Source organism: Pseudarthrobacter leeuwenhoeki (assembly GCF_055412885.1).
The window spans coordinates 47,704-59,685 of sequence record NZ_JBVAYY010000004.1 but is presented as its reverse complement, the minus strand read 5'-3'; the positions used below and the strand labels follow the sequence as shown (position 1 = coordinate 59,685).

At 68.9% G+C, this 11,982-nt stretch carries 12 protein-coding genes; 7 read left to right on the top strand and 5 right to left on the bottom strand.

The window, feature by feature from the left end; translation table 11 throughout:
• Window positions 1-51: 51 nt before the first annotated feature.
• Window positions 52-1,464: a YibE/F family protein gene (locus ACZYX4_RS04515; RefSeq protein ID WP_463874023.1), complete on the bottom strand. Its 1,413-nt coding sequence runs from the start codon at window positions 1,462-1,464 to the stop codon at window positions 52-54.
• A 256-nt stretch (window positions 1,465-1,720) separates the two neighbouring features.
• On the opposite strand from ACZYX4_RS04515, the gene ACZYX4_RS04510 reads away from it, so the two are divergent.
• From ACZYX4_RS04510 to ACZYX4_RS04495, 4 genes are all read left to right on the top strand, one after another.
• The gene (locus ACZYX4_RS04510) at window positions 1,721-2,473 is read left to right on the top strand and encodes an alpha/beta hydrolase (RefSeq protein ID WP_463874261.1); all 753 of its coding nucleotides are present in this window, start codon (window positions 1,721-1,723) and stop codon (window positions 2,471-2,473) included.
• Window positions 2,473-3,348, top strand: a complete 876-nt coding sequence (locus tag ACZYX4_RS04505; protein WP_463874021.1) for a DUF1295 domain-containing protein — start codon at window positions 2,473-2,475, stop codon at window positions 3,346-3,348. The genes ACZYX4_RS04510 and ACZYX4_RS04505 overlap by 1 nt, the downstream gene beginning before the upstream one ends.
• A 1-nt stretch (window position 3,349) precedes the next feature.
• Entirely contained in the window at window positions 3,350-4,180 is an 831-nt protein-coding gene (locus tag ACZYX4_RS04500; protein ID WP_463874020.1) for a lysophospholipid acyltransferase family protein, read from the top strand.
• Window positions 4,181-4,253: 73 nt separating this feature from the next.
• A complete protein-coding gene (locus tag ACZYX4_RS04495; RefSeq protein WP_463874019.1) occupies window positions 4,254-5,702 on the top strand; it encodes a short-chain fatty acid transporter in 1,449 nt (482 codons plus the stop codon).
• 75 nt (window positions 5,703-5,777) lie between these two features.
• Here the strand turns inward: ACZYX4_RS04495 and ACZYX4_RS04490 are convergent, their stop codons facing one another.
• The 3 genes from ACZYX4_RS04490 to ACZYX4_RS04480 all read right to left on the bottom strand — a co-directional run bounded on the left by ACZYX4_RS04490 (window position 5,778) and on the right by ACZYX4_RS04480 (window position 9,380).
• On the bottom strand, window positions 5,778-6,815 hold the full coding sequence (locus ACZYX4_RS04490; protein WP_463874017.1) for a GNAT family N-acetyltransferase: 1,038 nt from the start codon (window positions 6,813-6,815) through the stop codon (window positions 5,778-5,780).
• Window positions 6,816-6,817: 2 nt separating this feature from the next.
• Window positions 6,818-8,203, bottom strand: coding sequence for a glycine--tRNA ligase (locus tag ACZYX4_RS04485; protein WP_463874016.1), 1,386 nt, complete (start codon window positions 8,201-8,203; stop codon window positions 6,818-6,820).
• 184 nt (window positions 8,204-8,387) lie between these two features.
• The gene (locus ACZYX4_RS04480) at window positions 8,388-9,380 is read right to left on the bottom strand and encodes a DMT family transporter (RefSeq protein ID WP_463874014.1); all 993 of its coding nucleotides are present in this window, start codon (window positions 9,378-9,380) and stop codon (window positions 8,388-8,390) included.
• 33 nt (window positions 9,381-9,413) lie between these two features.
• Here ACZYX4_RS04480 and ACZYX4_RS04475 point away from each other — a divergent pair, with 33 nt between their 5' ends.
• Complete coding sequence (locus ACZYX4_RS04475; protein ID WP_463874013.1) at window positions 9,414-9,650, top strand: RNA-binding S4 domain-containing protein; 237 nt, start codon at window positions 9,414-9,416, stop codon at window positions 9,648-9,650.
• A gap of 44 nt (window positions 9,651-9,694) precedes the next feature.
• On the opposite strand, the gene ACZYX4_RS04470 is transcribed toward ACZYX4_RS04475, so the two are convergent.
• A complete protein-coding gene (locus ACZYX4_RS04470) occupies window positions 9,695-10,345 on the bottom strand; it encodes an alpha/beta hydrolase (protein ID WP_463874012.1) in 651 nt (216 codons plus the stop codon).
• Window positions 10,346-10,439: 94 nt separating this feature from the next.
• Between ACZYX4_RS04470 and ACZYX4_RS04465 the strand changes: the two genes are divergently transcribed.
• Both ACZYX4_RS04465 and ACZYX4_RS04460 read left to right on the top strand, forming a co-directional pair.
• Window positions 10,440-11,291, top strand: a complete 852-nt coding sequence (locus ACZYX4_RS04465; RefSeq protein WP_463874011.1) for an SGNH/GDSL hydrolase family protein — start codon at window positions 10,440-10,442, stop codon at window positions 11,289-11,291.
• 73 nt (window positions 11,292-11,364) lie between these two features.
• Entirely contained in the window at window positions 11,365-11,925 is a 561-nt protein-coding gene (locus ACZYX4_RS04460) for an SHOCT domain-containing protein (RefSeq protein ID WP_463874009.1), read from the top strand.
• Window positions 11,926-11,982: the final 57 nt, after the last annotated feature.

Below are 11,982 nucleotides of genomic sequence, written 5' to 3'. Positions count from 1 at the left end.
CAAATCCGGGCAAATCGGCCGGATCAGCGCCTGCCATGTGGAAAACCGGGGTCAGTCCTCTGCGGCGGCGCGCCGCCCGCGGCGCCCTGCCGGCGCCGCTTCGAAGGCATCGTCGGGGTCGGCGGCGGCCGCGCCGGTGGTGTTCCCCATGGCGGCAGTCCTGGCCACGGCGTCCCGGATGCCGGTGCTCCGGCCCCCGCCCGGGGTACCCGGGGCCTTGATCCCGGTCGCCTTCACAACGAGGACCGCGATCAGCGTGGTGACCGGGATCGCCAGGACCAGACCGACGGAGCCGACCAGGGTGCGGATCACTTCCTCGGAGAGCTCGGCGCTGGTGAGGGCATCACCGAGCGGCCGCTCGTAGAGCATCACCAGGATCAGCACCGGCAGTGCCGCACCGGCGTAGGCGAACGCGATGGTGTACACGGTCGAGGCAATGTGGTCCCGGCCGATCCGCATCGCGGAAGTGAAAAGCTGGCGCGCGGAGGTTTCCGGGGCCAGCTCCCACAGTTCCCAGACTGCCGAGGACTGTGTGATGGTGACGTCGTTGAGGACGCCCAGGCCGGAGATGATGAGCCCGCACAGGATGATGCCGGAGATGGAGATGTTGCCCGAGATGTTCGCCAGGGAGGCGGAATCGTGGCTGCCGACGCCGGCGAGGTTGGCGGCGTCGGTGGCCCAGGCCGCCAGCAGCGCGGTAATCGCCAGGCCGAACATGGTGCCCAGCAGCGCCGTCGAGGTCCGGGCGGAGAAGCCGTGGGCGAAGTAGAGCACCCCGATCATGATCACCGTGGACCCCACCAGCGCCAGCAGGAGCGGCGGTTTGCCCTCCACCAGCCCCGGGAGCATGAAGGACACCAGCACGCCGTAGGCGCCGACCAGCCCGATCAGTGCGCGCAGCCCGCGCCAGCGTGCCACGGCGATCACGACGACGGCGTAGAGGACCGCGAGGAAAATGATCGGCAGGGTCCGGACGAAGTCGACGAAGACATAGCCCGGCGTGCCCTGGGCCCCGGCGCCCTGGACCCTCGAGAGGTTCAGGTAGCGGATGTTGTCGCCGGCCTTCACACCGTGGGATGTGGCGATGTCGGGGTTGATGACGACCTTGACGGGGTTGCCGCCCTTGTCCGGGTCCGTGAACGCAAAAGTGCATTCCGATCCCTGCTGCGGGGCCGCATCCGCCCCGGCCTGTCCCTGCGGGAGGGCGTCCATGCAACTGCCGGTGACAACGCGCTGGATCTTGCCGGTGTCGAACGTGACGCCCGGCGCGGCCGCGTAGGGGCTGGCGAGCGTGATCCCCTCCTTGCTGCCCGAGGGCCACAGCAGCGCCATCGCCACGAGGGTCAGCAGCGTCAGCGGGATCAGGATGGCGGCGAGGATGAGGTTGGCTTTTTTCCGTGCGGCGAGCGCCTGGGGCGTCGGATCCGCCTGTCCCTGCGCGGTGTGTGAATGTCCGGCGCCCATCAGCAGTTCAACCTCATGCCGGAAACCTTACGGCCTTTCGCGGCCCCGTCCTGACGCATGACGCGCCGGGGCCCGCGCAGGCGTGCGACGGCGCCGCGCAGGCGCGCGCCGGACCGCGCAGGCACCCGGAACAACCCGAGGCGCACGCCACCGGTCCGCCCCCAATCTTTCGGGTCCGCCGCTCCGAATGTTCACTGCGGGCCCTGCGCCCTAAGGTTGGAACTGACGGACAAGATGTGGAGGACACGGCGTGGCCATACGCAAGATCGACGACCGCGAACCTGAGCCGGCAGGTCCCGGGGCGGACGCCAAGGCTGTGCTGAGCATTGCCGGGGCCCGCGGGGACACCCGGGGAGTCGCCCTGGTGCTGCACGGCGGGCGCTCCAACAGCTTCGAATCCGTCCGCGGCAGGCACCTGAGTCCCGCCCGGATGCTGCCTTTCGCCCGGGCACTCCACAACGGCAGCGGACGCCACGGGCTGGCCGTCTGGACCCTCCGGAACCGCTACCGGGGCTGGAACGGGAAGGACATGTCCCCCGTCCAGGACGCCCGCTGGGCGCTCTCCCACATCAGCCGCGAACACCCCGGCGTCCCCGTTTACCTTCTCGGCCACTCGATGGGCGGCCTGACAGCACTCTGTGTCGCGGACCACCCGCAGGTGGAAGCCGTCGTCGCCCTGGCGCCCTGGCTCGATGTCCAGACCCCGGTGGAGCCCGTGGCGGGCCGCCGGATCCTGATTGTCCATGGCACCGAGGACCGCTGGACCAGCCCCGCGAACTCGCTCGCCTACGCCCGACGGGCCGACGGCGTCGCTAAGTCCGTGGACTACGTCGCCCTCAAGGGTGCCGGGCACTTTATGTTCCGCCGGGTGGGTCTGTGGAACTCGCTGGCCAACGGCTTCATCCTCGCAAACTTCGCCGTCAGTTCAGGCCGCGACCTCCGCGGCAGCGCCGACGCGTTCCGCAGCCTCCTGCCCGCCGCCGGAGCCAGCCTCCCGGTGGTGCTGTGATGCCGGACTTTCCGCTCAGTGTCTTCCCGTTGGGGGCTTTCCTGGCCAGCCTTCCGTGGGTGGCGGCGGGCCTGGTGGTGCTGCTGGGCCTCACCTTCGCCGTCGCCGTCCGCCAGAGCCGCCATTCCGTCATGGACACCGTCTGGGGCCTGGGGTTCGTCGTCGTGGCCGCCATCTCCTGGTTCCTCTCGGCCGGAGACGGCGACGGCGGCCGCCGCCTGCTGCTGCTGGCGCTCGTGGCGGTCTGGGGCATCCGCCTTGCCCTCCACATCGGCCTCCGGGCCCGTGGTGGCCACGAGGATCCGCGGTACGTGGACCTGCTCTCCTCCGCCCCCGGGTCCCGCAACGTCCTCGCCCTGCGCAAGGTCTACCTGCCGCAGGGACTGATCCTGTTCTTCGTCTCGCTCACCGTCCAGGTGGGGATGTTCAGCACCGGGGGCCTCGGCTGGCTGGCCTGGCTGGGCGTGCTGCTGTGGGTGGTCGGCTTCGTCTTCGAGACGGTCGGCGACTGGCAACTGGCGCAGTTCAAGGCCGATCCGTCCAGGCGCGGCACCGTGCTCAACACCGGGCTCTGGCGGTACACCCGCCACCCGAACTACTTCGGCGACGCCGCCGTGTGGACCGGGATTTTCCTCGTCGCCGCTGATTCCTGGCCAGGGGTTCTGACTGTCCTCTCCCCCGCCCTGATGATCTGGCTGCTCGCCGGCAAATCCGGCAAGCCGCTCACCGAGAAGGCCATGTCCGCCCGCCCCGGCTACAGGGAATACGTGGAATCCACCTCAGGCTTCCTGCCCCTCCCGCCCCGCAGGCCGCGCGGCGGCGGTCACCGGCCCGGCGGTCACCGGGCCGGCCGGCACCAGCCAGGCGGTCGCTAGGATGCCGTGGCGGCCCCGGCCCAGCGACCGTTTCTACCGCGTCATTGTCCGCACCGGGCTGGCGCTGCGCGGGCTGTTCCGGATCCAGGTCATCGTCTCCGGAGGCGGGCACCTCCGGGCACCGGAGCCCGGCAACGGTGCCCCGCGCGGTGCGTCCCGCCGCGTCGTCCCCGGCCGGGGCGCCGTCGTCGCCATTACGCACTTCGGGTACCTCGACTTCGTGTTTGCCGAGCTGCTGCTGTGGTGTTATGCCAAGGCCCAGATGCGCTTCCTGGTCACCCAGGCGGCCGCCGACCACTGGTTTGCCGGGCCCGCGGTCAGCGCCGCCGGGCACGTCGCGGTGGGGTACGACTCGGGATCCCACGCCTATGACGCCGCCGTCGCCCGGCTGAAGGCGGGCGAGTACATCGCGATCCTGCCGGAGGCGGGCGTCAGCCGCAGTTTCCGCGTGCGTGAATGCAAGACCGGGGCCGTGCGGATGGCCGCGGAGGCCGGGGTGCCCATCATTCCCGTGTCCGTCTGGGGCTCCCACCGGCTGATGACCCGCCGCCACGGCTTCTCCCCGGCCCGCGCCTGGCGCGCCCCGGTCAGGATCCATGTCGGCGAACCGGTGACCGTTGACCCGGCCCAGGACGCCCGGAAAGCCACCGAAGCGCTGCGCGGGATCCTCCAGGCCGGGATCGACGCCTGCATCGCGGACTTTCCCCTGACGCCGTCCCCGGGCGCATGGTGGATGCCGGCGGACCTTGGCGGCGGAGCACCCACCGACGAGGAACGCCAGCGCCTGGACGAGGCCGAGGGTCCGCGGCGCGCCGGCGGCCGGCGCCGATAAGCCCGGTTACCACGATCGTCCTGACTAAACTCCAACGGGTACAAAATCGCACTCAATGGAGAGGTACTCCTCTGTGGCAAACACAGTCCTGACACAAAGCGGAATCGGTGAAGAACGTGGTCTCGCCCGCATAGCCCAACGGATGGCGGCGTGGACCGAGAAATGGTTCCCGGACGCCTACATCTTCGCCCTGGCCGGCGTCATGATCATCGCCGTGGCCGCCCTGGCCATCGGCGCCTCGCCCCAGGCGATCGCCGATTCCTTCGGCAACGGATTCTGGGACCTGACCGCTTTCACCCTGCAGATGGCCATGGTGGTGCTGACCGGCTACGTCGTGGCCACCTCCCCGCCCGTGGCCCGGCTGATCAACCGGCTGGCCCTCATCCCGGCGACCGCACGCACGGCCGTGAGCTTCGTGGCGCTGATGTCCATGTCGGTGTCCTTCCTCAACTGGGGCCTCAGCCTCATCTTCGGCGGCCTGCTGGCCCGCGCGATCGCCCGCCGCAAGGACCTGAGCGTGGACTACCGCGCGCTCGGCGCCGCGGCCTTCATGGGCCTCGGCGCCGTCTGGGCGCTCGGCCTGTCCTCCTCCGCGGCGCAGCTGCAGGCCACCGCGGCCTCGCTGCCGCCGGCCCTCCTGAAGATCACCGGCATCCTGGACTTCGGGACCACGATCTTCACCTGGCAGTCGCTGCTCACCCTGGCCATCCTGATGGCCCTCACCACGGTGATCGCGCACTTCTCGGCACCCGAGGGCGGCGCCATCCGCACCGCGGAGGATCTCGGCGTCGACCTCGACGACGAACCGAGCGAACCGGAGCCGCGCTCCCGCCCGGGCGAATGGCTCGAATACAGCATGATCCTGCCCATTCTGGCCGGCATCCTGACGCTCGGCTGGCTGGTCTCGCAGTTCCTGACCAAGCCCTTCCTCACCGTCGTGAGCAGCCTCAACGGCTACCTGCTGGTCTTCCTCATTCTCGGCCTGGTGCTGCACGGCACCCCGCGGAACTTCCTGCAGGCCGTCACCAAGGCCGTCCCGGCGACGGCCGGCATCCTGGTCCAGTTCCCGCTCTACGCCGCGATGGCCGCGATCCTGACCAAGGCCACCGGCCACGGCGGCATGACCATCTCCGCGCATCTGGCCGAGTTCTTCACGGAGATCGGCAGCGGCGGCGGCTTCGCCGTCGTCATTGCGCTGTACACGGCCCTGCTGGGCCTGCTGGTCCCCTCCGGCGGCGGCAAGTGGCTGGTGGAGGCGCCGTATGTGATGCAGTCCGCCACCGATGTGCAGATGAACCTCGGCTGGACCGTGCAGATCTACAACATTGCCGAGGCCCTGCCGAACCTGATCAACCCGTTCTTTATGCTGCCGCTGCTGGCGGTGCTGAGGCTGCGGGCCCGCGACCTGGTCGGCTTCACGTTCCTGCAGTTCGTCTTCCACCTGCCGGTGGTGCTGCTGCTCGTCTGGCTCCTGGGGATGACGTTCGACTTCGTTCCGCCGGTGATGCCGCCGGGCAAGTAGTCCCACACCGTATGTGGCCTTAACGCAGCTGACCCGCAGTAGTTCCCTACTGCGGGTCAGCTGCGTTAAAGGGGCCTACTCCGGGTCGGAGACGACCAGGGTTTCGGCGCCCTGGACGCGGGCTTTGCCGCTCCCCAGCAGCGGCTCGACGACGGCACGCAGCGCCTCCATCGAGTCATCCAGTTCCAGCAGCACGGGGTGCTGGAACGCAATCAGCGCCAGCAGGTCCCGGACCGCGGCCTGGGCCTCCTCCGCGGAGAGCTCCGGCTCGTGGCCCAGGAACACGTCGGTGGGCTGGCCGGCCGGGGCAGCGTCCGCCGCTGCAGCCTTCTCCCCTGCAGCCTGGTCCCCTGCGGGGCTGGCCCCTGCGGGGGCAAGCTCGGCGTAGCTGATGGCGAACGCCTGGAGCCGGCCCTTCCTGCTGGCCGGCACCCCGTGGCCGAAGGCGCTGGCCTTCGGCGCCCGCAGCACAATGGCACCGTGGGCCCCGCTGAGCTCGTCGAGGAACAACCGCTGGACCGTGCCGATGCTGAGGTCGCCGGGGCTGTCCCAGCCGTGCACGGACGTGTAGTAACGGCCCACGACGCCGCTGAGTTCCACCGAACCGGTGGCAAGGTCCTCGACCTGCTCGGAGGCGGCAGCCTCGGAACCGTCGCCGAAGACCGGCAGGCGGAGGGCTCCGGGGTCGACGACGACGAGCCGGGACCGCTGGATCGGGGCGAGCCCGGCCGCCTCGGCGAAGGCCGCCCCGGGGGTGCCCGGTTCCACCTTGGTCCGGAGCCGGGAGACGCCCGACGGCGACTGTGCGGCTTCGTGCCGGAGCATGGTCAGCAGCGTGGAGCCGACGCCGGCGCGGCGGTGCTGCCGGTCGACCTCGATGTAGGCCCAGAGCCGTTCGGGGTGCAGCGAGGCCTCGTGGACCACCCCGGCCGCGACCGGGATCGCCACGCCGTCGACGACGTCCTCGGCCACGATGCAGCGGCGCCACGGGGCGTTGCCCGAGGGCGCCAGGGTGCCGCGGAACTGCCGGGCCTGCTCGGTTTCGGGCCCGCCCCACATTTCGAGCAGCGCCAGGTCATCGCCGTCGCGCCATTCACGGTATGCGATCGCCACGATCAGGCGCCGATCAGCCGTGCGGCCAGGTAGCCCTCCACCTTGTCCAGGGAGACACGTTCCTGGCTCATGGTGTCGCGTTCACGGATCGTGACAGCCTGGTCCTCCAGCGTCTCGAAGTCCACGGTGATGCAGAACGGGGTGCCGATCTCGTCCTGGCGGCGGTAACGGCGGCCAATGGCGCCGGCGTCGTCGAACTCGATGTTCCAGTTCTTGCGCAACTGGGCGGCGAGGTCCTTGGCCTTCGGGGACAGGTCCTCGTTGCGGCTCAGCGGCAGCACGGCTGCCTTGACCGGGGCCAGGCGCGGATCGAGCTTGAGCACGGTGCGGATGTCGACGCCGCCCTTGGCGTTGGGCGCCTCGTCCTCGGTGTACGCGTCGATCATAAACGCCATGAAGGAGCGGGTGAGGCCGGCGGCGGGTTCGATCACGTACGGGGTGTAGCGCTCGTTGGTGGCCTGGTTGAAGTAACTCAGGTCCTGGCCGGAGGCCTTGGAGTGCGTGGACAGGTCGAAGTCCGTGCGGTTGGCGACGCCCTCGAGCTCGCCCCACTCGGAGCCTTGGAACCCGAAGCGGTATTCGATGTCCGTGGTGCCCTTGGAGTAGTGGCTGAGCTTTTCCAGCGGGTGCTCGAAGAAGCGCAGGTTCTCCTCCCGGATGCCGAGGCCGGTGTACCAGGACATCCGCTCCTTCATCCAGTACTGGTGCCACTGCTCGTCGGTGCCGGGTTCGACGAAGAATTCCATTTCCATCTGCTCGAACTCACGGGTGCGGAAAATGAAGTTGCCCGGGGTGATCTCGTTGCGGAAGGACTTGCCGATCTGGCCGATCCCGAACGGGGGCTTCTTGCGCGAGGTGGTGAGCACGTTGGAAAAGTTGACGAAGATGCCCTGGGCCGTTTCGGGGCGCAGGTAGTGCAGGCCCTCTTCGGAAGCCACCGGGCCGAGGTAGGTCTTGAGCAGGCCGGAGAATTCCTGCGGTTCGGTCCATTCGCCGCGGGTGCCGCAGTTGGCGCAGGCGATGTCCTTGAGGCCGTTCTCGGCGGGACGGCCCTTCTTCTCCTCGTACTCTTCCTCGAGGTGGTCGGCGCGGTAGCGCTTGTGGCAGGAGAGACACTCGACCAGCGGGTCGGAGAAGACATCGACGTGGCCGGACGCTTCCCAGACCTGGCGCGGCAGGATGACGGAGGAATCCAGGCCGACGACGTCTTCGCGGCCGCGGACCACGGACTGCCACCACTGGCGCTTGATGTTTTCCTTCAGCTCCGCACCGAGGGGTCCGTAGTCCCAGGCAGAACGCGAGCCACCATAGATTTCACCGGCCTGGAATACGAAACCCCGTCGCTTGGCGAGGGAAATGATCTGGTCGAGGACGGATTTTGCTGCCATGGGAACTCCACTTTCTACAGGGCCGCTGGGTGCGGTCCGCGGTTTCAGCCCCGGGACCCCGGCTGGTTGCCGGACGGGGCACTACAAAAACGCAAATTTCAGACACGAAACCCGCACACGCACCAGGCCCACATCCCGGGAGGGGTGCACAATGATGGCGGCGCAGGAAGCTGCGCCTCCTAGCCTACCGGCCCGTGGGCTCCCGGCGGCCCCGTCCCAGGGCACCGTTGGGCCAGGGCAGGCTGGCGAGCACAATCGCGGCAAGGGTCAGCAGTGTCCCGAGCACGGTGGGCAGCGCCACCACGGTACCGGGTGCCGGGAACGCGAGGTCCAGCCCCAGCGAGCCGAGCAGCTGGCCCGCGATCATGCCCAGTCCGGTCACCAGCACGCCCAGGCTCCGGACCAGCAGGGCTCCAACGCCGATAAAGATGCAGCCCAGGGGCCCGCCCAGGTAGTACCACCACTCCCCCGGCAGCGGGTTGCCAGCTCCCGCGACGGCGACCTTGACCAGCCAGGCGGCCCAGAGCAGGACCGCGCCGGCGACGAAGTTCATCAGGGTCGCTGCGATGGGCGTGCCGTAATGCACGGCGGCGGTGCCGTTCATGGCCTGCTGGAAGCTCATCAGGAATCCGGCAAGCACGGGAAGGAGCACCGGAACGAGGAGCTCCGACAGCCCTGAACCGGCACCGGAGACGCGCGGCGATACGGCCCAGGCGACGGCGGCGACGGTCAAAATGCTGCCGATCACCCGGATGCCGGTGATGGATCTCCGGCCGGCCGGCCCGATGCCCATCCGGTCCACGAGCAGCCCGCTGAGGGTCTGCCCGGTCACGGTGGCGACGGTGAACAAGGCAACCCCGAGCAGACCCACCGTGAAGGACTGTGCGAAAACGAAGAACCCGCCGATGCAGCCGGCCAGGACATAGTAGGGCGGGAACTCACGTCCCCGCACCGCCGGCAGGATCTGCCGCAGCCCGTACCGGCCCCGTGGCAGCGCCAGCGATACCAGGATCATCAGCACCAGCCCGGTGGTGAAGCTCACCACCGCGGCGGCGATTCCGTCCGCGAGAACGGCCCCGAGCGCGCCGTTGATCCGGCCCTGTACCGGCATGAGGAGCCCCGCTGCCACGGCGAGGGGCAACCCGGCGAGGAACGGAAGCCGGGGCGTGTGGGTCATGGCTGCCACCTTATGTCAGGCATCATTGCTTGTATGAGCAACACGGAAATTGAAGAGATCCCCATCCGCGACGACATGATCCGGCTCGGCCAGCTCCTGAAGCTGGCCAGCCTGGTCGAGGACGGGGTGGAGGCGGCGGAGCTGATCAAGGGCGGACTCGTCAAGGTCAACGGTGAGATCGACGAGCGCCGGGGCCGCCAGCTCCACCACGGCGACACCGTCACGGTCAACAACCGGACCGTGCGGATCAGCACGCCCGCCGGGGCCTGACGCCGTCGTCCGACGCCGGGCGGCTGGCTTCCGGCGTCGGACGGCTACTTGTCCAGCACCCCATGGGTGAGGAACTCGGAGACGTGCCCGATTTCCTGCTGGTTGATGCCGTGCCACATCCCGGCGTAGAGCACCTTGGTGAGCTTCACGTGCTTGCGTACCCAGCCCATGGTGAACTCGACCTTGTCCGGCGTGATCACCGGATCCTGCTGGTCGCGGCCCCAGAACATCGGCACCGTCCCGTCCAGTTCGGCGTCGTGGAAGCTGGGGTCATTTCCGGCATCCACGGCGAAACCCGACAGCCCGACGACGGCGGCATAGTCCGCGGGCCGCCGCCGCAGCAAGGTGGTGGCCAGTGCCATGCCCATCGAAAAGCCCAGCAGCGACACGGACGGGTGGTTCGGCCGGACCGAATCCAGCCAGTCCTCCACGTACGAGGCGGCATCCTTGACCGCGTCGAGGGAGTAGTCAATCGACGCTGTCAGCGGGAACCAGGTGAACCCCGCGCCGGAGACCAACGGAGCCCGCACCGAGGCCACCACAAATTCCTGCGGCAGCATGTCCGCCAGGCTCAGGAGGTCCTCTTCGTTGGCCCCGTAGCCGTGCAGCAGGACCAGGAGCGGCTTTCCGGCACGCTCCTGACCGGGCTTGGACCATAGGACAACGGGGGCGGGGAAGGCAGCGGCTTGAGTCATGGCTCCATTCTTACAGTTACCCGAAGGTAACAACCTGCGGTGGCGTAGCTTTGCAGGAAGAGTGCACGATAAGAAGGTGAGTGAAACTGACGCCATGGAGAACTCTCCAGAGAATGCCGTGATCCACCCCTGGACCCGCTATGTGGCCATGGGAGACTCCTTCACCGAAGGCATCGGCGATCCCGAGCCGGCGAGCCCGGGGGGCCACCGGGGCTGGGCGGACCGGGTGGCCGAGGAGCTGAGCCGCGGCCACGAGGACTTTGCCTACGCCAACCTCGCGGTCCGGGGCCGGCTCCTGCAGCAGATCGTGGACCAGCAGCTGGCCCACTGCCTGTCCCTCCGGCCCGACCTCGTGACGCTGTCCGCCGGCGGGAACGACCTGATCCGGCCCGGCGGGGATCCGGATGCCCTGGCCGAGAAGCTGGACTCGGTGGTGCAGATCCTTAGCCTGGCCGGCGCCACGGTGGTCCTTTTCAACGGTCCGGACACCGGCTCGTCCGTGCTGGGCCGGGTGCGCAGCAAAGTGGCCATTTACAACGAGAACCTCCGCACCATCGCGGCCCGCCATGACGCCATCATCGCGGACATGTGGTCCCTGCGGCAGCTGAACGATCCGCAAACGTGGGACGCGGACCGCTTGCATTTCTCACCGCTGGGCCATCACACCATCGCGGCCATGGTCCTGGATTCGCTCAACGTCGAGCACACCCTGGAACCGCTCTCCCCCAAGCCCCTGCCGCAGCGCAGCTGGCAGCAGGCGCGCTCCGGCGATCTGGTCTGGGCGCGCGAATACTTCGTTCCCTGGGTGGTCCGCCGGCTCCGCCACCGTTCCTCCGGCGACGGCATCACGGCCAAGCGACCCCTCCCCGGGCCCGTTTTCGGCCCCGGAATGCCGCTCGGCTCCGGCGAGGGTCCGCCCGGCGCCGAAGAGCCCGTGCGCTCCTGAAGGCCCTGCGCGGGCACCACGGTCCGGGTGTGGGCGTTAAGCTGGAAGAACACTTCCTGAGAGGCCCGGTACCGTGAACAATCTGTTCTTTTGGATCATCATTTTGTCATTCCTGATCCCGATGGCGATGCGCTACTACAAGAAGTCGATGCGCGGCCGGAACCAGAACCAGGGCATGCCCGGCGGCCCGGACCAGTTCGGGCAATTCCCCGGAGACAATCCCGGCCACTACCCGGGCCCGCAGAACAAGCAGCCGCGTGACGGTTTTACCCAGCGGGACTACTACGGTGCCTTCGGCCAGCTCGGCGCCCCGCAGCAGCCCGCGCCGCCGGCCAACCAGCAGTACCCCGGCCAACAGTATCCCGGCCAGCAGGGCTATCAGCCCCCCGTCCCCTATGAGGACAGCCCCGGCTACCCCGGCAACCAGCCCCGGCCCTTCCAGCAGGACCAGCAGCAGTCCAAGGCGCCGCAGCCCGGCAGCCAGCAGCCGTCGGGCCCCGCGGTGCCTCCGCCGCCGTCGGCCCCGCAGGGCTTCCGGGCGCGCAAGCTCGCGGAACTGGACCAGCGGTACAGCGAGGGCGAGCTCACCATGGAGGACTACATGGCCCAGCGCGCGGAGATCATGAAGGGCTAGCCCCCACCACACACAGCACAAAGCAACGCGGGGTCACTCTGCGCCCAAGATCCGGTG